24 protein-coding genes and 1 riboswitch are annotated in these 22,435 nt (G+C 70.5%); of the genes, 15 read left to right on the top strand and 9 right to left on the bottom strand.

Going from position 1 to position 22,435, the window contains the following annotated elements:
* Window positions 1–47: 47 nt before the first annotated feature.
* A complete protein-coding gene (locus ACFQRD_RS09840) occupies window positions 48–1,850 on the bottom strand; it encodes a BCCT family transporter (protein ID WP_377804038.1) in 1,803 nt (600 codons plus the stop codon).
* A gap of 266 nt (window positions 1,851–2,116) precedes the next feature.
* Here ACFQRD_RS09840 and ACFQRD_RS09845 point away from each other — a divergent pair, with 266 nt between their 5' ends.
* A complete protein-coding gene (locus ACFQRD_RS09845) occupies window positions 2,117–2,749 on the top strand; it encodes a hypothetical protein (RefSeq protein WP_377804040.1) in 633 nt (210 codons plus the stop codon).
* 30 nt (window positions 2,750–2,779) lie between these two features.
* On the opposite strand, the gene ACFQRD_RS09850 is transcribed toward ACFQRD_RS09845, so the two are convergent.
* A complete protein-coding gene (locus tag ACFQRD_RS09850) occupies window positions 2,780–3,268 on the bottom strand; it encodes a DUF2306 domain-containing protein (RefSeq protein ID WP_377804042.1) in 489 nt (162 codons plus the stop codon).
* A gap of 107 nt (window positions 3,269–3,375) precedes the next feature.
* On the opposite strand from ACFQRD_RS09850, the gene ACFQRD_RS09855 reads away from it, so the two are divergent.
* Window positions 3,376–4,005, top strand: coding sequence for a MerR family transcriptional regulator (locus ACFQRD_RS09855; protein ID WP_377018843.1), 630 nt, complete (start codon window positions 3,376–3,378; stop codon window positions 4,003–4,005).
* 180 nt (window positions 4,006–4,185) lie between these two features.
* Here the strand turns inward: ACFQRD_RS09855 and ACFQRD_RS09860 are convergent, their stop codons facing one another.
* Window positions 4,186–4,950 (bottom strand): hypothetical protein, encoded by a 765-nt coding sequence (locus ACFQRD_RS09860; RefSeq protein WP_377804044.1) that lies wholly within the window; start codon window positions 4,948–4,950, stop codon window positions 4,186–4,188.
* A 140-nt stretch (window positions 4,951–5,090) separates the two neighbouring features.
* Here ACFQRD_RS09860 and ACFQRD_RS09865 point away from each other — a divergent pair, with 140 nt between their 5' ends.
* The 3 genes from ACFQRD_RS09865 (at window position 5,091) to ACFQRD_RS09875 (ending at window position 8,976) form a co-directional block, all read left to right on the top strand.
* Window positions 5,091–5,633: a hypothetical protein gene (locus ACFQRD_RS09865; RefSeq protein ID WP_377804046.1), complete on the top strand. Its 543-nt coding sequence runs from the start codon at window positions 5,091–5,093 to the stop codon at window positions 5,631–5,633.
* Between the two features lie 8 nt (window positions 5,634–5,641).
* Window positions 5,642–8,221, top strand: a complete 2,580-nt coding sequence (gene hrpB, locus ACFQRD_RS09870) for an ATP-dependent helicase HrpB (RefSeq protein ID WP_377804048.1) — start codon at window positions 5,642–5,644, stop codon at window positions 8,219–8,221.
* Between the two features lie 137 nt (window positions 8,222–8,358).
* Window positions 8,359–8,976 (top strand): flavodoxin family protein, encoded by a 618-nt coding sequence (locus ACFQRD_RS09875; RefSeq protein WP_377792323.1) that lies wholly within the window; start codon window positions 8,359–8,361, stop codon window positions 8,974–8,976.
* Window positions 8,977–9,009: 33 nt separating this feature from the next.
* Here the strand turns inward: ACFQRD_RS09875 and ACFQRD_RS09880 are convergent, their stop codons facing one another.
* Window positions 9,010–9,663, bottom strand: a complete 654-nt coding sequence (locus tag ACFQRD_RS09880) for a GPP34 family phosphoprotein (protein WP_377804051.1) — start codon at window positions 9,661–9,663, stop codon at window positions 9,010–9,012.
* A 103-nt stretch (window positions 9,664–9,766) separates the two neighbouring features.
* On the opposite strand from ACFQRD_RS09880, the gene ACFQRD_RS09885 reads away from it, so the two are divergent.
* On the top strand, window positions 9,767–10,246 hold the full coding sequence (locus ACFQRD_RS09885; protein ID WP_377018835.1) for a DUF3817 domain-containing protein: 480 nt from the start codon (window positions 9,767–9,769) through the stop codon (window positions 10,244–10,246).
* 27 nt (window positions 10,247–10,273) lie between these two features.
* Here ACFQRD_RS09885 and ACFQRD_RS09890 read toward each other — a convergent pair whose 3' ends face one another.
* Window positions 10,274–11,278: a hypothetical protein gene (locus ACFQRD_RS09890; protein WP_377804053.1), complete on the bottom strand. Its 1,005-nt coding sequence runs from the start codon at window positions 11,276–11,278 to the stop codon at window positions 10,274–10,276.
* 27 nt (window positions 11,279–11,305) lie between these two features.
* Window positions 11,306–11,423, bottom strand: a riboswitch (SAM riboswitch).
* A gap of 61 nt (window positions 11,424–11,484) precedes the next feature.
* On the opposite strand from ACFQRD_RS09890, the gene ACFQRD_RS09895 reads away from it, so the two are divergent.
* The 6 genes from ACFQRD_RS09895 to ACFQRD_RS09920 all read left to right on the top strand — a co-directional run bounded on the left by ACFQRD_RS09895 (window position 11,485) and on the right by ACFQRD_RS09920 (window position 16,550).
* Window positions 11,485–12,654 (top strand): methyltransferase domain-containing protein, encoded by a 1,170-nt coding sequence (locus ACFQRD_RS09895; protein ID WP_377804055.1) that lies wholly within the window; start codon window positions 11,485–11,487, stop codon window positions 12,652–12,654.
* 38 nt (window positions 12,655–12,692) lie between these two features.
* The gene (locus tag ACFQRD_RS09900) at window positions 12,693–13,331 is read left to right on the top strand and encodes an SRPBCC domain-containing protein (protein WP_377792328.1); all 639 of its coding nucleotides are present in this window, start codon (window positions 12,693–12,695) and stop codon (window positions 13,329–13,331) included.
* Window positions 13,328–14,314: an asparaginase gene (locus ACFQRD_RS09905; protein WP_377792329.1), complete on the top strand. Its 987-nt coding sequence runs from the start codon at window positions 13,328–13,330 to the stop codon at window positions 14,312–14,314. Before ACFQRD_RS09900 ends, ACFQRD_RS09905 begins: the two co-directional genes overlap by 4 nt.
* 573 nt (window positions 14,315–14,887) lie before the next feature.
* Window positions 14,888–15,268 (top strand): TIR domain-containing protein, encoded by a 381-nt coding sequence (locus ACFQRD_RS09910; protein ID WP_377792330.1) that lies wholly within the window; start codon window positions 14,888–14,890, stop codon window positions 15,266–15,268.
* Window positions 15,259–15,552, top strand: a complete 294-nt coding sequence (locus tag ACFQRD_RS09915) for a hypothetical protein (protein WP_377792331.1) — start codon at window positions 15,259–15,261, stop codon at window positions 15,550–15,552. Before ACFQRD_RS09910 ends, ACFQRD_RS09915 begins: the two co-directional genes overlap by 10 nt.
* Window positions 15,553–16,142: 590 nt before the next feature.
* Window positions 16,143–16,550, top strand: a complete 408-nt coding sequence (locus ACFQRD_RS09920) for a (deoxy)nucleoside triphosphate pyrophosphohydrolase (protein WP_377804057.1) — start codon at window positions 16,143–16,145, stop codon at window positions 16,548–16,550.
* On the opposite strand, the gene ACFQRD_RS09925 is transcribed toward ACFQRD_RS09920, so the two are convergent.
* From ACFQRD_RS09925 to ACFQRD_RS09935, 3 genes are all read right to left on the bottom strand, one after another.
* Entirely contained in the window at window positions 16,519–17,502 is a 984-nt protein-coding gene (locus ACFQRD_RS09925) for an HNH endonuclease (RefSeq protein ID WP_377804059.1), read from the bottom strand. The genes ACFQRD_RS09920 and ACFQRD_RS09925 overlap by 32 nt on opposite strands.
* Before the next feature lie 21 nt (window positions 17,503–17,523).
* Complete coding sequence (locus tag ACFQRD_RS09930; protein WP_377804061.1) at window positions 17,524–18,837, bottom strand: alkaline phosphatase family protein; 1,314 nt, start codon at window positions 18,835–18,837, stop codon at window positions 17,524–17,526.
* Window positions 18,838–18,961: 124 nt separating this feature from the next.
* A complete protein-coding gene (locus ACFQRD_RS09935; protein WP_377804063.1) occupies window positions 18,962–19,384 on the bottom strand; it encodes a VOC family protein in 423 nt (140 codons plus the stop codon).
* A 128-nt stretch (window positions 19,385–19,512) separates the two neighbouring features.
* On the opposite strand from ACFQRD_RS09935, the gene ACFQRD_RS09940 reads away from it, so the two are divergent.
* Together ACFQRD_RS09940 and ACFQRD_RS09945 are read left to right on the top strand one after the other, a co-directional pair.
* On the top strand, window positions 19,513–20,424 hold the full coding sequence (locus ACFQRD_RS09940; RefSeq protein WP_377804065.1) for a sulfurtransferase: 912 nt from the start codon (window positions 19,513–19,515) through the stop codon (window positions 20,422–20,424).
* Window positions 20,421–20,882 carry a SufE family protein gene (locus ACFQRD_RS09945; RefSeq protein WP_377804067.1) on the top strand — a complete coding sequence of 154 codons (462 nt, stop codon included), beginning with the start codon at window positions 20,421–20,423 and terminating at the stop codon, window positions 20,880–20,882. The genes ACFQRD_RS09940 and ACFQRD_RS09945 overlap by 4 nt, the downstream gene beginning before the upstream one ends.
* A 6-nt stretch (window positions 20,883–20,888) precedes the next feature.
* On the opposite strand, the gene ACFQRD_RS09950 is transcribed toward ACFQRD_RS09945, so the two are convergent.
* Entirely contained in the window at window positions 20,889–21,806 is a 918-nt protein-coding gene (locus ACFQRD_RS09950; protein WP_377804069.1) for a hypothetical protein, read from the bottom strand.
* Between the two features lie 127 nt (window positions 21,807–21,933).
* On the opposite strand from ACFQRD_RS09950, the gene dps reads away from it, so the two are divergent.
* A complete protein-coding gene (dps, locus tag ACFQRD_RS09955; protein WP_377804071.1) occupies window positions 21,934–22,425 on the top strand; it encodes a DNA starvation/stationary phase protection protein Dps in 492 nt (163 codons plus the stop codon).
* The last annotated feature ends 10 nt before the right edge of the window (window positions 22,426–22,435 follow it).

Below are 22,435 nucleotides of genomic sequence, written 5' to 3' on the forward strand. Positions count from 1 at the left end.
CCTCGCTCCGGTCTCGAACCAGGGCGGGGGCGAACAGTGTTATGGGCTCAGCGACCCTCGGGCCGGCCGTGCTCGGGCAGCTCGGCCCGGCCGCTGCCGGTGCGGGCCGGCAGGGTGGCGGGGCCGTCGACCGGCTCGACGTCCTCGCCGTTGCCGTCCTCCTCGTAGGGATCGCGCATGACCGGGGCCTCGCCCATCGCCTCGGGCTCGACCACCATCTCGTCGGTGTCGTAGTCGTCGTCGTCCTCGCGACGCTCGTACTCCTCCGGCGGCAGCACCTGCTTCCATTCGCGGGTGCGCATCCGCGGCAGCTCGCCGGCGTCCTCCTGCAGCGCTCGGTACAGGGCGTACATCTGGAAGTAGCCCATGACGAAGAACGGCAGGCCGACAAGGATGATCGTGGACTGCAGGGCCTCGAGGCCCCCGGTGCCGGAGAAGACCAGCAGCGTCGCGGTGACCAGGCCGATCGCCACGCCCCAGAAGATGCGCTGGCCGAGCGGGTTGTAGTCCTCGTGGCCGTTGGCCATCGAGTCCGTGATCAGTGCGGCGGAGTCCACCGAGGTCACGAAGAAGACGATCACCAGCACGATGGCGACGGCGGAGACGAAGGTCGCCAGCGGGTAGTGGCTGAGGAAGGAGAACAGCGCGCCGGGCACGTCGCCGTTGTCCACCACGGTCTCGACCAGGCCGCCGTCACCGTTGAGCTCGATGTTGAACGAGGAGAAGCCGAAGATGCCGAACCAGACGACCGAGAAGGCGGAGGGCACGGCGAGCACGCCGGAGACGAATTGGCGGATGGTGCGGCCCTTGGAGATGCGGGCGATGAAGATGCCCACGAACGGCGACCAGGTGATGGTCCAGGCCCAGTAGAAGACCGTCCAGGTGTTCTGCCAGCCGGTGTTGGCGAAGGTGTCGTTCCACAGGGCCAGCTCGGGCAGGGCGACGAGGTAATTGCCGAACGACTCGATGGTCCCCTTGAGCACGAACAGGGTCGCGCCGCCGGCGAACAGCACGAAGATCAGCAGCAGCACGGCGGTGACGATGTTGATGTTCGAGAGGATCTTGATGCCCCGGTCCAGGCCGAGGGAGACGGAGATGAGGGCCAGGCCGCTGACGACGCCGATGATGATCAGCTGCCAGCCGGCGTTCTCCGGCATCCCGAACAGCTGGTGCAGGCCGCCATTGATCTGCAGGGTGCCCAGACCGATGGAGACGGCGATGCCGAACACGGTGCCGATGATCGCGACGATGTCGATGAGCTTGCCGATGGGGCCGTGGATGCCCTCGCCCAGGACGGGCTGGAAGATCGAGCTCACGCGCGGCGGCAGGTTGCGCTTGTGGATGAAGTACGCGAAGCACAGGGCCGGCAGCGTGAAGATCGTCCAGGTGTGCAGCGTGAAGTGGTAGTACGTGAAGTTCATGGCGTCACGGGCGGCCTCGACGGTGCCGCCCTCGATGCCGAGGTCCGAGGCGCGCGGCGGGTCGCCGAAGTGGCTGATCGGCTCCGCGACGCCCCAGAACATGAGGATCGAGCCGATGCCGGCGGCGAACAGCATCGCGAACCAGGCGCCTCCGGAGTGCTCCGGCGGCTCCTCGTCCGGGCCCAGCTTGACGCGGCCGAAGCGGCCCAGGGCGATGAAGATCAGGAACGCCAGGAAGACGCTGACGCCGAGGATGTAGAACCAGCCGAGGTTCGTCATCAGCCACGTCGAGGCCGCGGAGGTCGCAGCACCGAGCGGATCGGTGAAGAAGATCGTCCCCAGCACGAAGGCGATGATGATCGCCGCCGAGCTGAAGAAGATCACCGGCGATGTGCGCAGGTGCAGGGCGTCGTGCAATCGATTGAGCAATGCTCTCGACTCCTCATGGTCCCGACCTGCGGATCGATGTCGGGGACGTCTCGGTCCGCCCGGCGGGGCGTCGTCTCGATGGTGATGCGTGGCGACAGTCAACCACGCGTTCCGCGCACGGGTGCATATTTCCCCGCGACGACCCGCCCCGATTCGGTCTGCGGCGCCTCCCGGTGGGGACTCCTCCCCATGGCCCCGGTGGTGCCGGCCAGATAGCGTGAGCCCGAGTCGCCCGATTCCTCACGCCCCACACCGGAGGTCCTCCGTTGAGCAGCCCCTACGGCATGCCGAGCTCGCCGCACGCCAAGAGACGCACCCCGCTGTACATCGCGCTCGGGTGCGGCTGCCTGCTGCTCGCGCTCGTGCTGATCGCCCTCGCCGGAGGTGGGTTCTGGCTGCTCCAGCGCGAGCCGGACGATCCGGCGACGGACGAGCCGACGACCGCCACCGAGTCGACCGACGAGCCCACGGATGAGCCCTCCGTGGATTCGACGACCGAGCCGACGGAGGACCAGACCACCGAACCGTCGGAGGAGCCCAGTGCCGAGCCCACCGTCTCGCTGAGCGTCACAAACAGCGGAGAGGTGCCCGACATCCAGACCGACGCGGGAACCGAGGAACCGGTCAACGGCGTGTTCTTCGGGGTCACGGTCGAGATCGCCAATGAGGCCGACGAGGACCTCGACCTCAGCACCACCGACTTCACGCTCTACGACGACGTGGGCACCCCCAACCACGTCGCCGTGGGCAGCACGCCCGATGGCACCAACACGGTCCCCGCAGGCGGGAGCCTCGCGGTCACCTTGTACGCCGACGTCGCCGAGGGCACGGAAATCACCTCCGTCGGCTACATGGACTACACCGCGACCGGCGGCGAGGAGATGGAGGTCGAGGTCTGACTGGACCGGCCGGGCGACCGGTCCGGGGCCTCAGGCTGCGGTGACCTTCGGGCGCGGCGTCGGCTTCGCCGGCGCACTGCGGATCGTCAGCGCCGCGAACAGGGCGACCGCCGCGGCGACCGCGAGCACCGTCGCGGCGACCACGAGCGGTTCACTGCGCAGCAGGTGCGGGATCAGCCGGCTGGGCACCAGGGCCGCGAAAGCGAATGCGCCGAGTGTGCCCAGGTAGGAGCCGACCATGAACCCGCGGTGGGTGGGGACGTTGTGCAGGCGGATCGCGCCGATCGCCAGCACCAGGCAGATGAGCGTCCAGATCGACAGCCCGTGCAGCCACGAGAAGCCGTCGTGCATGATGCCGAAGCTGGAGACGCACACGACCACCATCGCGACCACCCAGGACGTGCCGAGCATGCGGTGGGCCCGGTCGCGGCGCCGTCGCAGGATCTGCAGCGGGCCGAGCAGGAGCACGTACAGGGCGGCGACGGCGTGCACGGCGATGACCGGGGTGAGAGTGTCCACGACGCTCACGATAGTGTGGCTATCCAACGCGGCGCCATCAAGATAGTCGGCGCTGATCCCACTATCCATAGGCGGGCGGAGGAATGTTCCTGCAGGAGCTCGCGGCCGTGAGCGGCTGCAGCGCGGCGTCGATCAAGTACTACCGGCGCGAGGGCCTGCTGCCCGCCGGCGAGCGCGTGACCGCCACCCGGCAGGAGTACGGCCCCCGCCACCTCGAGCGTCTGCAGCTGATCCAGGTGCTCCGCGAGGTGGCCGATGCGCCCATCGCCCGCATCCGCCGGCTGACCGCGATGCTCGATGACCCCGATCGCCCGCTGCTCGACGCCCTCGAGGAGGCCCAGGCGATCGCCCTCGGCGCCGCCCCGGAGGCGCTGGAGGCGGCGTCGCAGCGTCCCGAGCACCCGTCGGTGGCCGTCGTGCTGGAGCGTCTGGGCTGGCCGGATGTCGATTCGATCCCCCGGCGCGCCCTGGACGATCTGCTGCGCACCCTGGAGGGATGGGAGATGCCGACCGACGTGGATCTGCTGATGCGCTACGCCGAGCCGATGGCGCAGATCGCGCGGGAGGACGTGATCTCCATGCGCGGCGCGGAGGACGGCGAGGACGCCCCCTCCCACGACGTGGTGGTGCTGCGTGTGGTGGCCGGCACGATCGGCTTCGATCGGCTGGTCCGGCTGCTGCGCGCCCTCGGTCACGTCTCCCTGAGTGTGCAGGCCAGCGCCCCTCCCAGGGAATGAACAGCGCTGTTGCAGTGCATTTTCCAGGAGAGCGTGTGTACTCGTTCCCAACGCGTCACCGGAGGAACCGCTGACTGAGGAGGAGGCGGATTCCGCTCGTCCGGGACGCGGGGGAAAGGGATGGCCCCGGCCCGTGGGGACGGGCCGGGGCACTTTCTTCTCCGGGATCCCTGCAGAGACCTAGCGCCGCAGGTCGATCCCGAACACGCGCCGGATCTGGGCCACGGCGTGCCGCGTGAAGCGGCGGTCCGACGGGGTCGAGGCGAAGGGGACGAACAGGCCCGGATGATCCGGATGGCTCACCCGCCCGTGCCCCGCGCCGGGCGTGACCACGAATCCGGCCGCTTCCATCCGCCGCAGCAGCTCCCGCCGCGTCGTGGGGTGGCGCGTGCCCTTGCCGCCGCGCGCGCCGGGACCGGCGGCCTCCTCGGCGATGTCCAGGGCCGGCTCGTAGTCCTCGGGCCGCACCGAGAGCGCGTACCGGGCGCTGAACACGCCGATCACGGCGTTGTCGGCGCGCCGCACCTGGACCACCAGGTCCCCGCGCAGGAAGTGGTCGCTGGTGCCGGCGTCGGCCGTCCAGGCGTCCTCGGGATCGGCGACCACGTGGACGATGCGTTCCGTGGTGATGTCCCGGATGCCGACGCTGCGGATGTCCTCCTCCGCGATCCGCAGCGGGCGCGGCAGCGGCCGCGGGTCCTCGGCCCGGAGGGTGTGGACGGCGTCCGGTGGCGGCGGAGGGGCCTGGCGGGGCGGCTCGATGGTCCGGGGCCTGCGGCGGGGCTCGGGGGCCCGGCGCGGTGCAGGGTCGCGGCGAGGCTCGGGGGCGCGGCGACCGGTGGCGGTGTAGTCGACGGGCCGCACCGTGCGGGCGGGGTCCTTCAACCCGCGCAGCGCCTTCGGGGTCGGCGCCTTCGGGGTCGGCGGCCTCTTCTTCTGCCCCATGTCTGCTGTCCTCCTCTCCGGTGACCGTGTCGGGCGCCTGCCCCGGTCAGCGGCGCTTCCCACCCCCAGATGGTGGCATGCGCTGGGCGGTCCAGTAGCGTGGGCGCCGTCAGCCAGGATCGCTCCCCGGAGGTGCACGCGTGCCCACCAGCGCCACGTCGTCCCGTTCGTCCCGCGCCCGTCTCGCCGGGGCCCTGCTCGCCTTCTCGCTGTTCGCGGCGGGATGCAGCGGTGGGGAGAGCCCGGCACCCGAGGATCCTCCGGCGGCGTCCGACGGCGGCGGCTCCGCCTCCGATGGCGGTTCGGTGTCCGACGGCGGCTCCGAGGCCCCCGACGGCGGCGGGCAGACGGAAGCCGCCATCCCCGTCGAGGCCTACCCCGTCACCCCGGCCCCGGACGGCTTCGAGCCGCCCGCGGCCTGCAACGGCGAGGGCACCTACCTCGCAGAGGTCGGCACCGCCGCCACGCCCGAGCTGCCCGAGCGGGCCGGTGAATCCGTGACCATCGAGCTCACCGGGATCGAGGGGGACGACGCCCAGCTCACCGCGGCCGTCGGCGACGGAGAGCCGCGACCCGTCGAGGACATCGCCCTCGGCGAGACCGTCACGATCGACCTGTGGACGATCGCGGTGACCAGCGTCTGCAGCGACACGGAGCAGGTCGAGTTCGACCTCATCGACTGACCGCCCACGTGACGCCCTCCCCGCACCGCTTCGACCTCCAGAGCATCGGCGCCGGCCTCCCGGTCACCGGGGCCCGGGACCAGCTCGAGGCGGCCGCACGCACCGGGGCGATGGTCGTCACCGCCCCGCCGGGCACCGGCAAGACGACGCTGGTTCCGCCGCTGGTGGCGAACCTGTCCGGCGGCCTCACCCTGGTCACCCAGCCGCGGCGGGTCGCCGTGCGCGCCGCGGCCCGGCGGATCGCGTCGCTGGACGGCAGCGCACCGGGCGGACCCGTCGGCTTCACCGTGCGCGGCCAGCGGCAGGTGGGCGAGGCGACCCGGCTGGAGCTGCTGACCCCGGGCGTGCTGCTGCGGCGCCTGCTGGCCGAGCCGGAGCTGCCCGGGGTCGCCGCCGTCGTGCTCGACGAGGTCCACGAGCGCTCCCTGGAGACCGACCTGCTGCTGGGCATGCTCTCCGAGGCCCGGCAGCTGCGGGAGGATCTGCTGGTCGGCGCGATGTCCGCGACGCTCGACGCGCAGGCGGTGGCCGGGGTGCTCGACGGCGCCGCCGTGGTCGACGTCCCCAGCGCCCTGCACCCGCTCAGCGTGGAGTACGCCCCCTCCCCTGCGCCGCGGCTGGACGCGCGCGGCGTCACCCGCGACTACCTCGATCATCTGGCCCGCACGGCCGTGAGAGCCCAGGCCGGTTCCGGGGCCGACGCGCTGGTGTTCGTCCCGGGCGCCCGCGAGGTCGACGAGCTGGTCTCGCGGCTCGAGGGGCTCATCGGCCACGGAGGCGGGGACGAGGTCGAGGTGCTGGCGCTGCACGGTCGGCTGCCGGCCGCCGCGCAGGACCGCGCCACCGGTGGCCGGCGCCCCGGCGAGCCGCCCCGGATCGTGGTCTCCACCTCGATCGCGGAGAGCTCCCTGACCGTGCCGGGCGTCCACCTGGTGGTCGATGCGGGCCTCTCGCGCGAGGTGCGCCGCGACCGGGGCCGGGACATGACGGGCCTGGTCACCGTCAGCGCCTCCCGCGCAGCCGCCGATCAGCGGGCCGGCCGCGCCGCTCGGCTCGGACCGGGACGCGCCGTGCGGGTCTTCGCCGAGTCGGACCTGGTCGGGATGCCTGCCCAGTCCCCGCCGGAGATCACCAGCACCGACCTCACCGACGCCGCCCTGTGGCTGGCCTGCTGGGGCACCCCGCGCGGCAAGGGCCTGCCGCTGCTGACTCCCCCGCCGCCCGCCGAGATCGCCGCCGCGGAGTCGACGCTGCACGCTCTCGGCCTGGTCGAGGAGGACGGCCGCCCGACGGCACGGGGCCGACGGGTGGCGCGGCTGCCGGTCGGGGTGCGCGAGGCGCGGGCACTGCTCGACGGGGCTCGTGCGCTGCCGGGGCGGGAGGCCGCGCGGCAGGCTGCCGAGATCGTCGCCGCGGTCTCCGACGACCACCGTCCCGTCGGCGCGGACCTCCCCCGTCTGCTGCAGGAGCTGCGCTCCGGCCGCGCGCCCGGCGCCGATCGCTGGGCACGGGAACGGGACCGGCTGGCCCGGATCGCCCGCGAGGCGCGCACCCCTGCGGCCGACGGCGAGCCGGTGCCCTCGTTCACGGGCGTCTCGCCCGCCGAGAAGGCCGGCGCAGTGCTGGCCCTCGCCCGTCCCGAGCGCCTTGCCCGCCGGATCGCGGAGGGTTCTCGCTCGTACCTGTTGGCCTCCGGCACTCGCGCCGCACTGCCCGAGGGCAGCGGCCTGCTGGGAAGCGACTGGCTGGCGGTGTGGGAGGTCCAGCGGGCCGACGGCCGCGCGGCCGACGGGACCGGGGCCGTGATCCGCACCGCCGCCCCGCTGACCGAGGAGGATGCCCTCGCCGCCGGAGCGGACTTGCTGGTCACCGAGCGCTCCGCGACCCTCGACTCCGGCACCGTCCGGGCCCGCCGGCGCCGCCGGCTGGGCGCGATCGAGCTGGCCTCCACCCCGGTGACGGCCACGACTGAGGACGCCGTCCCCGCTGTCCTGGACCACGTGCGCTCCAGAGGCCTGGAGGCGCTGGAGGCGTCGGAGTCCGCAGGGCGGCTGCGGGCGCGGCTGGCGCTGGTGCGCCGCGAGCTGGGCGATCCGTGGCCCGCCATGGACGAGAAGTCTCTACTGGCACGGCTGGAGACGTGGCTCGCGCCGCAGGTCTCCGCGCGCACCACCACGCTCTCCGCTGTCGATGCCACCAGTGGCCTGCGGCTGCTGCTGCCGTGGCCGGAGGCCTCCGAGCTCGATGACCTGGCCCCCGAGCGCCTCGCCGTCCCGTCGGGCTCGACCGCCCGGATCGAGTACCCGCCGCCCGAGGCCGAGGACGGCCGTCCCGTGGTCGCGGTGAAGCTGCAGGAGCTGTTCGGGCTGGCCGAGACCCCGCGCCTGGTGCGGGGGCGGGTGCCGGTGCTGTTCCATCTGCTCTCCCCGGCGCGCCGCCCGCTCGCGATCACCGATGACCTGCGCTCCTTCTGGGACGGCCCCTACCGGGAGGTGCGCAAGGAGATGCGCGGGCGCTACCCCAAGCATCCGTGGCCCGAGGATCCGTGGGAGGCCCCGGCCACGGCGCGCACCACGCGGCGCCGGTGAGACCCGACCGACCGACCGATCGGCGCAGCGGACGCGCTCCTGAGCGGGTGCGTAGAGTCCCGGTGTCCGGTGGAGAACACCGGGGACCGACGACCGCCCGCCTCTCGCGAGGCGCACGAGATGAGGAGGGTGCACGCATGAACAGGACACTGGAAGCGATCGCGCTGGTCTGCACGCTGAAGCCGTCCCCGAGCGATTCCAGCAGCGACGTGATGGCCAAGCATGTGCTCGACGAGCTCGGCACCCATGGCGTCACGGGGGACGCCGTGCGCGTAGTCGACTACGACGTCCGTCCCGGCGTCCAGGCCGACATGGGTGAGGGTGATCAGTGGCCGCAGATCCTCGAGCGCATCAAGGCCGCCGACATCCTGGTGCTCTCGACCCCGACGTGGCTGGGCCACATGTCCAGCGTCGCCCAGCGGGTGCTCGAACGGCTCGACGCGGAGCTGTCCGACCTCGACGAGCAGCAGCGGCCGCGGATGTTCGGGAAGGTGGCCGTGACCGCCGTGGTGGGCAACGAGGACGGGGCCCACAAGATCATCGCCGATACGTTCCAGGCCCTGAACGACATCGGGTTCACCATCCCCGCGCAGGGCGGGACGTACTGGAACGGCGAGGCCATGACCCCGGGCGACTACAAGGACCTCGAGAAGGTCCCCGATGCGGTCGCCTCCACCAACAGCACGCTGGCCGCCAACGCGGCCCACCTCGCCCAGCTGCTCAGCGAGAGGCAGTACCCCGGCAGCCGGTCGTGACGCGACCCCACGTCACGGCCCGCCCGAGGCGTCTCAGGTGATCACCGTCGTGGTCGCCGCGGTGGTCGCGATCATCACGGCGGTCATGTCGTCCATGGCCCGCTTCACCGCTCGCGCCGCCGGGTGATCGACCGCCAGGCCCTGGATCGCGCGATCGAGGTCGCGACGGGACATGCCCGCGATGTCGTCCTTCAGGATCCGGTGGGCGATGCCCAGGGCGCGCAGCAGCTCGAGCAGGATCGCGTCCTGCAGGCTGGCCTTCGAGGGGTCGGCCACGGCGGCGCCGAGCCGGGCGCGCAGTCCGGTCTCGAGGGTGTCGTCGTGCGCGGGCCAGGTGGTGGTGAACCAGCCGTCCTTGCGTCGCAGCGCGCCGGCGGCGACGAGCCCTTCGCCGGTGACCTCGGTGAGGTCCATCCACCGGTGCGAGATCACCGATCGCAGCCGGCCGGGTGCCAGCTCGGTGAGGGCGCCGAGGGCCTGGTCGATGACCGGGATCCCCGTGGAGCTGGTGTCCGTGACCTGCACACGCGGCTGCTTCTCCTCGCTGAGCTGGACCCTCTCGCGCAGCATCAGCTCGGCGACCGCCGCGGCGGCCACGGCCTCCTTCCGCGATGAGGTCGCCTCCTGGCGGCCGGCGTCATCGGTGAGCAGGAGGAACAGTTCTCCGGGGATGGTGGTGGTCGTCATGGCCCCAGCCTCGCGGGCGGCGACGCGGTGACGGATCCGCCGAAAGTCGACGGCCGTGCCCGCCTTCGGCGGAGGCTCAGCACCGCCTGGCACCATGTCGGCCATGACCGCCACGACCTCCGCAGCCCCGTCCGTCCTCAGCCCGTCGCGACTGTTCCGCATCGTCGCCGTCGCCGAAGCGGTGACGTGGGCCCTGCTGCTGGCGGGGATGTTCCTGAAGTACGTCGTGCGCAGCACGGAGCTGCTGGTGAGCATCGGCGGCGGCCTGCACGGCTTCGTCTTCCTCGCCTTCCTGCTGACCCTGGTGCTGGTCGCGGTCGATCAGCGCTGGCGGGTGGGGCAGGTCGTGCTCGGTGTCGTCTCGGCCATCATCCCCTTCGCCACCGTGCCCTTCGAGCTGTGGGCGGAGCGCCGCGGGCTGCTGGGGACCACGTGGCGCCTGCGCCAGGAACCCGGCCGGTCCGCGCCGACGAAGCTCATCTCGCTCGCCCTGCGCCGGCCGCTGCCGGCCGCCGTGATCGCGATCGCCGTGGTGGCGGTCGTGTTCGTCGTGCTGCTGATCGTGGGCCCGCCCGTCGGCTGAGCCGCCCGACGGAGCACGGCCGGCGCTCTATCGCAGCGGATCGATCCGCACCTCCTCGCCGCTGCGCAGGTGGAGCCGGTCGATGAACGGGACCGGCGTCCGCAGCGCCAGGCGCGGCAGCTGGGGCTGATCCGGCTCTGGTGGCAGCGCCTCGCCGAAGCAGACCCCGCACTCCTGCACGGCCAGCGCTTGGGACCGCCGCGCTTCCCAGCTCACCTGGGCGCGCTGCGCGGCCTCGATCCACGGGCCGCCGTGGGGCCGGCACGGCTCGGCGTCATCGGTGCCCCGCAGCGGGCACCGGGGCGGCCTCGCCGTGACCAGCACGTCGATCGCCTCCAGGTGCGGCACCCGCGGATCGGCCCCGGTGGGGATCACGTCCAGGCCCGCCGGCCCGAGGCGGATCACGGCGGCCTGGCCGTGCTCGCGCGCCACGTTCAGCGCGACCTCGAGCGCCTGATCGGGGTGGGCGGCCAGCAGGTCCACGCGGGCGGCGACGGCCGGTTCGAACCATTCCCGGCCCGATCCCACGAGAGCGCCGTGCCCGGCCATGGTTCCGCGGACGCGCAGCGCCGCGGCGACTGACGGGACGCGATACCACCAGTGCTCCCGAGAGCTGCGCGCCGGCTTTCTGACCCCGGGCTCGCGACCGGGCACGCCCGGGCGGAGCTCGCCAGGCGACGTGCATCCGCTGAGATCTGCCACGATCATCCCCTCGCTCTGCTGCGTGGGCAGCACCGGGCCGAGCGCCGGGACCACGAGCCAGGTGTGCTCGAGCTCGAGCGGTGGCCTGGCCTGGAGGGTGGCGCGGACCTGCCCGGGATCCGGCGGGGTGGTCGGCTCGCGGCGGCGGAAGCCCTCGTCGGGCTCGGCCCGGGGTTCAGGGTCGGGGTCCTGGAACAGGCGCGGATCCGCGCAGGCGGTGATCGCGCCGACACCGGGCAGGACCAGCTCGATCTGCTGGTCGCGCCAGGTCGCGGCGATGTCCGCGGGCTCATCCTGCGGGTGCGGGCGGTGGGAGTGGTGAGTGTCCATGCCAGTGCCTTCCGAGTCCGGCCCTGGTGGGCCTGCTTGCCGGAGGTGCGGGCGCACTCCGGCCAGGTCTTCCTCGACGGGCACCGGGTTCGGTTCCGGTTGCCGCGCGGCCTCTGCCGAGGAAGTCCGGCCGCGTCTCCTGACCTGACCGTGAGGCTAGTCGCTAGGCCCGACGGACGACGCGCGCCGCCTCGTAGACTTCTGCGGTGCGGTGCCATCATTTCGACTCCGGCGAGTGCCGTTCGTGCACTCTGCTGGACCTCCCCCGCCCTCGGCAGATCACCGAGGGCCGCGCTCGCGTCGAGGCCCTGCTGGCCCCGTATCTCGCATCGGGCGCCGAGTGGGGCGAGCCGATCGTCGGCCCCGAGGCCGGGTTCCGGGCGCGCGGGAAGATGGCCGTGGGCGGCACGGCCCAGGATCCGATCCTCTCCCTGCCCCGCGCGGCCGGCGGCGCCCCGGGCGCCGACCTCTGCGACTGCCCGCTGTATCCCTCCGGGGTCGAGGAGGTGCTCGAGGGGGTCAAGGCGCTGATCCGTCGGGCGCAGGTGCCGCCGTACGACGTCGCCCGTCGCCGCGGCGAGATCAAGAACGTCCTGATCACCGCCTCCCCGGATGGTGAGCACCTGCTGCGCCTGGTGCTGCGCTCCGAACAGGCGCTGGGGCGGATCCGCGAGCACCTTCCGCGACTGCTGCAGGCGCATCCGTCGATCGTCGCGGTCAGCGCGAACATCCATCCCGAGCACACCACCCGTGTCGAGGGCGAGCAGGAGATCCACCTCGCCGGGGCGCCGTCGATCGCCGTGCGCACCGGGGACGTCACGCTGCATGCGGCCCCGCAGTCCTTCCTGCAGACCAACACCGAGGTCGCCGGCCAGCTGTACCGCCAGGGCGCAGCGTGGATCACCGAGATCGCCGCCGAGCACGATGCGGCCCCGCGGATCTGGGACCTGTACTGCGGGCTCGGCGGCTTCGCGCTGCACGCCGCCCGGGCCGTGCCCCATGCCCGCGTCACCGGCGTCGAGGCCTCCGCGCGGGCCATCGACGGGGCTCGGGCCGCGGCGGAGGGCGCCGCGCTGCCGGTCGCCTTCCTCGCCGACGACGCCACCGCCTGGGCCCGGCGCGAGGCCGAGGGTTCCGCCGGCCCGCCCGACGTGGTCATCGTGAACCCGCCCCGCCGCGGCATCGGCCCTGACCTCGCCGCCTGGCTGGAGGGATCGGGTGTGCGCGACGTCGTCTACTCCAGCTGCAATCCCGCCACCCTGGCCACCGACCTCTCCGCGATGAGTTCGCTGCGGATCGTCGCCGGGCGCTGGGTGGACATGTTTCCCCACACCGAGCACGCCGAGGTCATCGTGCGCCTGCGACGCACCACCTGACAGAGTGGACCTCGACGTCCCCCGACGAAGGAGCCCCCATGGCCACCCCCACCCCCCAGAGCCAGCTGACCGAGGTCACCCGCACGGTGATCCCCGCCCCGCACGGGCACGTCATCTCCCTCGCGCAGGACCTCCCCGCGCCGCCCGCCGAGGTGTGGGCCGCCCTCACCAGCGCCGATCGCCTCGCCCTCTGGTTCGGCCGGGCCGACGGGGAGTTGCAGGACGGCGGCCGCTTCGAGCTGCCGGACATGGAGACCCAGGGCACCGTCCTCAGCGCCGAGGAGCCCCACCGGCTCAAGCTGACCTGGGAGTTCGGTGGCTCCACGAGCGAGATGGAACTGCTGATCTCCGAGGCCGAGAGCGGCGGCTCCCGCTTCGAGCTGCGGCACACGGTGCCCGTCGACGCGCACTGGGGCACCTTCGGGCCCGCCGCCACGGGCTGCGGCTGGGACGGCGCGCTGTACGCCCTCGCCCTGCACCTCGAGAACCCCTCGACCGATCTGCTCACGGAGCTGGGCGGCTTCGCCGCCTCCGACGAGGGCGCGGACTTCACCCGAGCCACGGCCGATGCGTGGGCTGCCGCGCACGTCGCCTCCGGCGCGGACCGCAAGCCCGCCCGCAAGGCCGCCGTGCGCACCGCCGCGTTCTACCTGGGTGAGGAGCCGGACCTGTCGTGAGCTCGGTGAGCCTGCTGTCGCTCGGCGGCACCATCTTCATGTCGCAGGATGCGGCCGGGCTGGGCGCCGCCCCGGACGGATCCGCGGGAGCGTCGCTGACACCGTCGGTCATCGACGGCGTGGCCGTCACCCATCGGGAGATCACGAACGTCGGCTCCCCGTCGGTGCGCCCCGAGCACCTGCGCGACGTGCTCCGAAACGCCCGCGAGGCCGTCGATCACGGCGCGACGGGCGTGGTGGTCAGCCACGGCACCGACACCCTCGAGGAATCCGCGTTCCTGCTGAACCTCTACTGGGACCGGGACGCGCCGCTCGTGCTGACCGGCGCCATGCGACCCAGCAACGCCCCGGGGGCCGACGGGCCGGCGAACATCCGCGACGCCGTGCGCACCGCGGTTGCCCCGTCCGCACGAGGACTCGGCGTGCTGGCCGTCTTCGATGCCTCCGTGCACCTCGCCGAGCAGGTCACCAAGACGTCCTCCCGCTCGATCGACGCCTTCACCTCGGAGCCCTCGGGCCCGGTGGCGCTCGTGGGTGAGCATGACGTGCGCCTGCTGTACCGGCCGCTGGAGCGGTCGGCCGCGCGGCATGGCGAGCTGCCGGCCAAGCTGCCGAACGTGCCGATCCTGATGGGCGGCGTCGGCGAGGACTTCACGTTGCTGGACGCACTGCCTGCGGGAACGCTCGACGGGCTCGTCGTCGCCGGCGTCGGGATGGGCCACGTCGCGGCCGACGCGGTGCCGCGCCTGGCGGCACTGGTCGATGCCGGCACGCCCGTCGTGGTCGCGACCCGTATACCCAGTGGCGGCACCTCGGATCGGCACTACGACTACCCCGGCAGCGAGAAGGACCTGATCTCGCGCGGAGTGGTCATGGCCGGGGCGCTGTCGCCGCAGAAGGCTCGGTTGTTGTTGCAGGTGTTGCTCGCCGACGGAGCGCATAGCGACAAGTTTCAATCGACGTTCGCGAGGTACGCGCACTGAGACCGGAGTCGGGCTCGGCTACCCGTGGCGCCCCGCGAAGGATGGGTATGCCGCCACCTCATGAGCAGTCCGGTGGCCGAGAATGTGGTTGCTCGGCCCGTTGTCGCATTATCGTGACGAATGCCGCGTAGGGGAAATACTAGTTGCGGCACTGCGTGTTCATCAACCGGTCGCACGCCAGCATAAGAGTCACTACGAGGCGGCGTGCGGGCCACGCCACCGGGACGGCATTCCCAACGGCGAGCATGTCTCCAGTCAAGGCATCGTGATGGACAAGGACTGGCGCAGGCACCCGGCACGTGCCGGACAGACCCGCCAACGACACTCTGCAGGGGTTGGACACTTCAAGAGTCTCGACGGGCATCTGCTACGACCCCAACACTGCCAGCCAGCCTCGGGGCGGCCGCCACAAGCGCTCAAAACATTCGTAGTCGTGCGATGCAACAAGGATGCGGTGTGTCGAGGGCGCCTGCACGCCCTTCGCTGGCATGATTGGCGATAATGTGTCGTGACTGAGTAGCGAACTGTGCATCTCGACAGGTGTGCCGCTCCTCCACACTGAGAGGAAAAGAGATGGCTCCACGAGCGTTCATCAGTTTCGAGATGGAAGATCGCTGGGCCCGCGACTTCTTAGTTCGGCACGCAAAAGACAGGCGGAATGACATCCAATTTGTCGACTATTCCGTTCAAGACCCTTGGGATAGCTCATGGAAAACAAAGTGTCGCGAACGAATGGGGCTCACTAAGGGGACTATCGTTCTAATCGGCCCAACAACCCATAGGTCGGATGCTGTCCTCTGGGAGATTGCAGAAACCTCCCGCCAGGGCCATTATATTTTCGGGATCCAGATTAGCTCCGAGAACACATACCAGGTTCCTCGCGGCTTGCCAGCGGGGAACGTTGTCCGCTGGGACTTTGCTCAGATTACCAAGTGGCTGGCGACATGGACCTGAACTACCTCGACAACATCGCGCTGCAGATCCGGGCGAGAGTGCCGGCTTCCAACCTTCCCGATGACGACGTGCGGGGCCTGTTTCGCATTTACGCCGTCCTGCTGCTCGCCAAAGGGGTGGCAGTGGCGCCGGAAGACGTGCACAACGCGTGGGCGGCATGGATGATCGAGAAGGATTCGACACACGAGGCCATCGTGCCATTCTCTGCGCTGCCCAGGGACGTTGCCCTAGAGGACACCCTGTACGCTGAAGCGATTCGCATAGCCGCGGAGATGATGTCATGAACAATGACTCTCAAAGAATTGACAAAGCACTCTTCCCAAACGGACGACCCGCCTCCGAGGCGGATCTTGCGCTCACCCTCGAGTTGTATAAGCTCATGGTGAATAGCTCGGAGAGCTTAGTGGCACGAAGGCAGGGTGTCAACACATTCTTTCTCACCATTAACGGCGTGATTCTGACAGCCATGAGCCTCCTGATTGGAAATCAACCTAATGCGCATCTCCAGGCGGTCGGCCTGGCGGTGCTAACTATTACTGGGGCAATACTTGCCCTAGCTTGGCGAAGCCTCATCCGGTCCTTCGGCCAGCTTAATACCGGGAAGTTTGCCGTGATCAATAGGATCGAGCGGGTACTCCCAGCCTCGGTCTATTTCGCCGAGTGGCAGGCACTCGACCAAGGGCGCAATCCCAGAAAGTATAGAACGTTTACGTCGCGTGAGGTTTGGACGCCTTGGACCTTCTTTTCGGTCTACTGCATCTCTGCGCTTTGTTGCATTTTAGTGGCAAGTGGTTGCGTAACGTTGACATAGAGATGCTAGCGGTCACACAGTAGCTCTTCGTTGAAGAGCACCCCCGGATAAGGAGCCGCCCGAGTGGACACGACAATAGAGGTTGTCGGCGCGATCCTGCACCGAGATGAACAGATCTTCGCAGCTCGGCGAAATCCTGACCGAAGCGCTGGAGGGCTCTGGGAATTCCCGGGCGGAAAGATCTCTCCTGGAGAGAGTCCGACCGATGCCTTGCGTCGAGAACTCCATGAGGAGCTGGCCATCACCGTCAGCGTCGGCGAACTCGCAGGCCGGGCAACCACGCAGGTCGGCCATGCAATGATCGATCTGGCGTGCTACTGGGCCTCGCTGGACGGCCCTGAACCGGCGACCAGCACCGATCACGATGCCATGGGGTGGTTCGCGATCCCGGACTTGCTGGGACTGACGTGGTCCCCAGCAGACGTTCCGGTGCTGCGAGTCATTGAGGAACGGTTCGATCGCCCGCTGTGAGTCCCGGGAAGCCGATGTCGATTCGCGGCGCGGCTGCTGAAGGAGCTCTTACGAACTCCTCGTAGTGCACGGCAAGCAGGTCCCTGTCTGGGCGATCGGAACGCCGCTTCGGCACCTTCCGGAGCTCCTCACCGTGAAGACGTTTGAGGCCGTGCTCCAAGATGGGGCCATCAACCTCGTCCAAAATATCCTCGCGGACCTCGATTTTCAGGTCCGGGGTGACGGCCAGGATGCCCGCGTCATACGCAGCATGGTGAATCTTGCAGAGAGCCAGGCCGTTCCTCACCGCTGCGATGCCCCGCTCATCTCGGTCCGGGACGATATGGGCTGCGTCCAACAGGGCGCTGTGCCGCAGATTACACATAGCACAGCGGGTCTCATACGCCTGCATGACAAGCCCGCGGAAAACCGGCTGGTGGATTCGTCGCTTAGTCTTCGACTCTGCGTATTCACGGAAGGCTTCCTCGCCCCCAAGACCGCTCGACTCGAAATTCTGGAGTCCGTCGGTCGCCACGACAAACTGGTGCAGTTCCGGCTCCTCAGCGACCAAGTACACCGGGAAGATCGGCTTGTACAGTCCAGGCGCAATGCCCCAGAACCAAATCAGGGGCAAGCCGCGCGCCATCGCCTCACGCAGCCCCCGGTTATGCGCATGGTTTGGATCGGTCTTGTGCCACTTGTAACGAAGGAGTCCGTCAGGGCCCGGGGCGTCATCATAAGGACGTTCTTTGCCTTCGGCGCGATATGTCGTGGTTATCGACAAAGCAGTCTCGAGCACGGCCGGCTTGCAGATCCCAGCCTGCCTGTCTTTGAGCGCGCGCCGCTCGCCACGGAAGTAGAAGTCCTGCAAGAGATCTTCATACCCGATCGGGTTCAATCCGTCCTGGGTCCGCACTTCGAGCCAAGTCATGGCCGCATTGCGGAGCTCGAGATCCTCCTGGCGGGTCAGCATGTCCGCATCATGGCACACATATCAGGCCACGACGCCCACGTACTCGTCCAAAATCCCCGACACCACCACCCCGTCGGCCTCCGGGAACTCCAGCCCCAGCAGGTGCGCGAACGTCGCGGCTTCGTCGGTCACGCTGCAGCGGGCGAACTTGGTCCCCTCCGCGATGCCCGGCCCGGCCATGGCGAACACGGCCTGGATGTCCTGCTCGGGCAGGTGGCCGTGCTGGCTGATGAGGAACGCGTAGTCCTCGTCGAAGCGGTTGTACAGCGCACGCCCTTCCCACACGTTCTGGAAGTTGGTACCGCTGGTGCCCTCGAGCACCCCGGCGAAGGGCCCGGAGTAGCCGTAGTCCTCGCCCATCTCGGCCAGCGGGTGGAAGTGTGCGATCGGCATCTCGGGGTCCTGGACCCAGTCTTCGACCAGGGCGAGCACGCGCTCGCGGGTGTCGGCGTCGGCCGTCGGGTTCAGGTGCAGCTGGCCGGTCAGCCCGCAGCCGTGCACCCAGGCGTCCCACTCGGCGACCTCGCCGTCGGCATCGAGGCGGATTAGTCCTTCCTCGACCAGCACCCGGTTGGCGCGGAAGCAGCGCCCCACCTCGACGTGCCCGTGGTCGGAGACGATCGCGACGTTGGTCTCCTCGGCCACGCCGGCCTCCTCCAGCGCATCGAGGATCTCGCCGATCCAGCCGTCGACCCGCTCGAACGCCTCGCGCACCTCAGGCGTGTAGCGCCCGGTGCTGTGGCGGGCGCCGTCGACGTCGACGATATGGGCGAACAGCACGTCGGGCGCCTCGGTGCGGATGATGTCGGCCGTCACGGAGGTGACGAAGCGGCCGAAGCGGTGCTTGGAGTCCCAGCGGATATCGCCGGCGTGGGCATCCACGTACTCCCGGCCCCGCTCGCTGGCGGCCTCCCGCACGAGCGTCTTCGTCTGCTCGAGGCCGGCGACGTCCCAGATCTCCGGCACGGCGATGTCGATCGACGGGGACCAGCCGGTGACCGGCCAGCCCACGCTCGCGCTGGTCAGGCCCGCGTCCTTGGCGAGGTCGAAGATCGTGGGGCAGGCGATGTCGCGGGCGTCCCAGAACCAGTCGGGCCGGCGCACCCCGGGCTGGACCTTCTCGTTGGCGTAGATCCCGTGCCCGGCCGCGGTGCGCGCAGTGGTCTGGGCGGTGTGGTTGGGGTAGGTCACCGTCGGGTAGATCGCCTCCGCGCTCCCCCATCCCCCGGCGAGGATCCGGGAGAAGTTCGGCAGGGTGCGGGCGAAGGGGACGTCGACCACGCTCATGGCGTCGATCGAGAGGACCACGAGGCGGTGGCGGGCGGACGGGGACACGGGCGACTCCTCGGTGCAGCGTGCGTGGTAGCGCTCCCACGCTAGGAGTGCCCGGTCACGGACCAGCGGCGAGAGGGTGAACCGCACGAGAACTCATCGTGCGGATCCGTTCATGGCCGGCCCGTCAGGCGCTGCGGATGAAGCAGAACGGGTGCCCGGCCGGGTCGAGATACACGCGGAAGCTGCCGCTCTCGGAGGGCTGGTGCTCGTGCACAGTGCCGCCGGCGGCGAGCACCTGCGGCTCGGCCTCGTCGATGTCGGGCACGGAGAGGTCGAGGTGGAACTGCTGGGGGTGGGCACCGCCGGGCCAGGTGGGCCGCTGGTAGTCGTCGATCCGCTGGAAGGCGAGGGTGGCCTCCCCGTCGGGGTTCTCCGGAGTGATGCCGCCGCGCGGCGGGGCGAGGGTCGCCCAGTCGCGATCGGATCCTTCCTCCAGCCGCCAGGTCAGCAGCTTCGAGTAGAAGGTGGCCAGCTCCATCGCGTCGGGGCAGTCGAGAATGATCAGGTCGAGCTTCGGGACGATGCGTTCCTGCTCCAGGTTCTCCATTGGGCCACCGTATGAGCCCGGGCGGTGTGGGGGAAGCAACCGCGCCGACGCCACGCTGACGACCTCCCCATCCCACCGCGGGCAGTGACAGACTGGAGGGGTACTTTCCACCCTCGAAAGGTGATCTCATGAGCGTTGCTTCTGATCCCACTCCTGGCCTGCAGGAGTTCGCCCACCCCGAGAAGCTCGTGACCACGCAGTGGTTCGCCGACAATCTGGGCTCCGTGGGCACAGAAGATCTGGCGGTCGTCGAGTCCGACGAGGACGTGCTGCTGTACGAGACCGGCCACATCCCCGGCGCGGTGAAGATCGACTGGCACCTCGACCTCAACGACCCCGTCACCCGCGACTACGTCGACGGCGAGGGCTTCGCGAAGCTGATGGACGCCTCCGGCATCACCCGCGAGACCACCGTGGTGATCTACGGCGACAAGTCCAACTGGTGGGCCGCCTACGCCCTGTGGGTCTTCGAGCTGTTCGGCCACCCCGACGTGCGCCTGCTCGACGGCGGCCGCAACGCGTGGCAGGCCGAGAACCGCGAGCTGACCACCGACGCCCCGGACATCACCCCGACCTCCGGCTACCCCGTCGTCGAGCGCGAGGACGCCCCCATCCGCGCCTACCGCGAGGACGTCCTGGGCTTCCTGGGCGGTCAGCTGATCGACGTGCGCTCCCCGCAGGAGTACTCCGGCGAGCGCACCCACATGCCCGACTACCCGCAGGAGGGCACCGTCCGCGGCGGGCACATCCCCTCGGCCCGGTCGGTGCCGTGGGCCCGCGCCGCCCAGGAGGACGGCCGCTTCAAGCCCCGCGCGGAGCTCGAGCAGATCTACCGCGAGGAACTCGGCTTCGACACGTCCGCCCCGGTGATCGCCTACTGCCGGATCGGCGAGCGCTCCGCCCACACCTGGTTCGTGCTGACGTACCTGCTGGGCTTCGAGAACGTGCGCAACTACGACGGCTCCTGGACCGAATGGGGCAATGCCGTGCGTCTGCCGATCGCCGTCGGCACCGAACCCGGCGAGGTGCCCTCCCGATGACCGCCGCGACGGACGGACCCGCGCTGCCGGAGGCGTTCGCCGAGATCGCCGAGGACTTCCACGCCCTCGGCGGGAAGGACCGCCTGCAGCTGCTGCTGGAGTTCTCCCAGTCCCTGCCCGAGCTGCCCGAGCGCTACGCGGACCATCCTGAGCTGCTCGAGCCGGTCCCGGAGTGCCAGTCGCCGATCTTCCTGGCCACCGAGGTCGACGGCACCGGCCGGGAGGCCACGACGCGGCTGTTCTTCTCGGCCCCGGCGGAGGCGCCCACCACGCGCGGGTTCGCCTCGATCCTCGCCGAGGCCCTCGACGGTCGCACCGTCGGCGAAGTGCTGGACACCCCGGAGGCGGTGACCGGCCAGCTCGGCCTCGCCGAGGTGGTCAGCCCGCTGCGGCTGAACGGCATGGCCGGGATGCTGGTGCGCATCAAGCGCCAGGTGGCGCAGAAGGCGGAGCTGTAGGGCTCCTCAGCCCGTCGGCGGGCGCTTCGTCCCGGTGGTCTTGTCGCTGGACTTGTCGCTGCCGGAGGTCTTGCCCCCGGCGGGCCGCTGGCCGTACATCTCGTAGGCCCGCTCGGCGCCGCTGCGCAGCATGCTGAACGCGGCCCGGCCTGCCTCGGACTGCGCGAAGTCGTAGGCCGCCTGGGCGCGCTGGGCGAAGCTGCGGCGCTCCTCCTCGGTGGCGTCGGTGTCCCCGGGGCCGCCGGCCTGCGAGGTGAAATCCTCCGCATCGAGCACCGGATCCGGCTCGCCGCCCTCGATCCGCTCGTGCCGGTCCAGTGCCACCTTCAGCTCCAGCGGCACCCGCACCTGGCGGATCAGGGCGCCGCGCACGTCCTCGCGGATCCGGGTCGCGTGGGCGGCGAAGAACTCGTCCTCCGGCTCCGGCTCCGGCTCCTGCTCGTCGGCCGCCGTCAGTTCCCGGGCCAGGGCCAGCAGGTAGGAGGCGAGGTCGGAGGCGACCTCCGGGGAGAGCCCGTACCCGTCCGACGAGGTGGGCGCATCGCGCAGCTCGAGAGCGTCGTCCCGCTCCAGCGAGCTGGGGGCGATGTCGATCGCCGCGAGCGTCTCCTCCACGAACGCGTGGAAGCTGGCATCGCCGGGGACATCGGCTCTGCGCAGCTCGGTGCGTCCCCAACCTTCCGGTAGACGCACCTGCCGCACGCCCTCCCGGGCGAACTCGTCCTGGGCGGCCCGTCGGACGAGTCGGCGGGCGGCGCGGACCAGGTGGCCGGCGTCGGCGTCGCGCGGGATGTCCGGGACCAGCGCCCGCGCGTCGGCGACGATCTTCGCGCTGGTCGCAGCGGAACCGGAGCGCCGGCGCACGGCGCCGGGGACCCGGGCGAGCCGTGCCGTCCGCTCGCGGATCGTGGCTATCGGTCTCACGCGCGCACCTCCTGCCTCGGGGATCTGCCCCCATCGTACGGACGCCGCCGGTGATCGTCGCTGGCCGGAGGCGGCGATGGTCGCTAGCCTGCCATCACCAGCACGACGCGACATCTGAGGAGACGACATGGCTGACCTCTCGTACACCGTTCCCGGACTCGGCACCGAGGACTCCGTCCGCCTCGTGGAGGCCCTGCAGGACCGTCTCCACGCGATGAACGACCTCCACCTCACGCTCAAGCACGCGCACTGGAACGTCGTCGGCCCGCGTTTCATCGCCGTCCACGAGATGCTCGACCCCCAGGTCGACGAGGTGCGCGGCTACACCGACGACCTCGCCGAGCGCATCGCGCAGCTGGGCGCCTCCCCCGTCGGCACGCCCGGCCGCATCGTCAGCGAGCGCAGCTGGTCGGACTACACCCTCGGCAAGGCCGACACCCAGGAGCACCTCAAGGCCCTCGACGAGGTCTACACCGGCATCATCGCCTCGAACCGCAAGGCGATCACCCTGGCCGGCGAGCTCGACCCGATGTCCGAGGACATCCTCATCGAGCAGACCCGCGGCCTGGAGAAGTTCCAGTGGTTCCTGCGCGCCCACCTGGAGGGCTCCCAGGCCTGACCGGCCCCTC

This window comes from Brachybacterium sp. GCM10030268, from assembly GCF_042666305.1.
In the GTDB taxonomy this organism is placed as follows: Bacteria; Actinomycetota; Actinomycetes; order Actinomycetales; family Dermabacteraceae; genus Brachybacterium.

Bases quoted from the DNA above. Each gene is read 5' to 3' on its own strand.
- ACFQRD_RS09925 (WP_377804059.1), bottom strand. From the start codon at position 17,502: ATGCTGACCCGCCAGGAGGATCTCGAGCTCCGCAATGCGGCCATGACT.
- ACFQRD_RS09860 (WP_377804044.1), bottom strand. From the start codon at position 4,950: ATGGGGCAGAAGAAGAGGCCGCCGACCCCGAAGGCGCCGACCCCGAAG.
- ACFQRD_RS09890 (WP_377804053.1), bottom strand. From the start codon at position 11,278: ATGGACACTCACCACTCCCACCGCCCGCACCCGCAGGATGAGCCCGCG.
- dps (WP_377804071.1), top strand. From the start codon at position 21,934: ATGGCTGACCTCTCGTACACCGTTCCCGGACTCGGCACCGAGGACTCC.
- ACFQRD_RS09910 (WP_377792330.1), top strand. From the start codon at position 14,888: ATGGCTCCACGAGCGTTCATCAGTTTCGAGATGGAAGATCGCTGGGCC.
- ACFQRD_RS09875 (WP_377792323.1), top strand. From the start codon at position 8,359: ATGAACAGGACACTGGAAGCGATCGCGCTGGTCTGCACGCTGAAGCCG.
- ACFQRD_RS09880 (WP_377804051.1), bottom strand. From the start codon at position 9,663: ATGACGACCACCACCATCCCCGGAGAACTGTTCCTCCTGCTCACCGAT.
- ACFQRD_RS09900 (WP_377792328.1), top strand. From the start codon at position 12,693: ATGGCCACCCCCACCCCCCAGAGCCAGCTGACCGAGGTCACCCGCACG.
- ACFQRD_RS09915 (WP_377792331.1), top strand. From the start codon at position 15,259: ATGGACCTGAACTACCTCGACAACATCGCGCTGCAGATCCGGGCGAGA.
- ACFQRD_RS09935 (WP_377804063.1), bottom strand. From the start codon at position 19,384: ATGGAGAACCTGGAGCAGGAACGCATCGTCCCGAAGCTCGACCTGATC.
- ACFQRD_RS09945 (WP_377804067.1), top strand. From the start codon at position 20,421: ATGACCGCCGCGACGGACGGACCCGCGCTGCCGGAGGCGTTCGCCGAG.
- ACFQRD_RS09940 (WP_377804065.1), top strand. From the start codon at position 19,513: ATGAGCGTTGCTTCTGATCCCACTCCTGGCCTGCAGGAGTTCGCCCAC.
- ACFQRD_RS09885 (WP_377018835.1), top strand. From the start codon at position 9,767: ATGACCGCCACGACCTCCGCAGCCCCGTCCGTCCTCAGCCCGTCGCGA.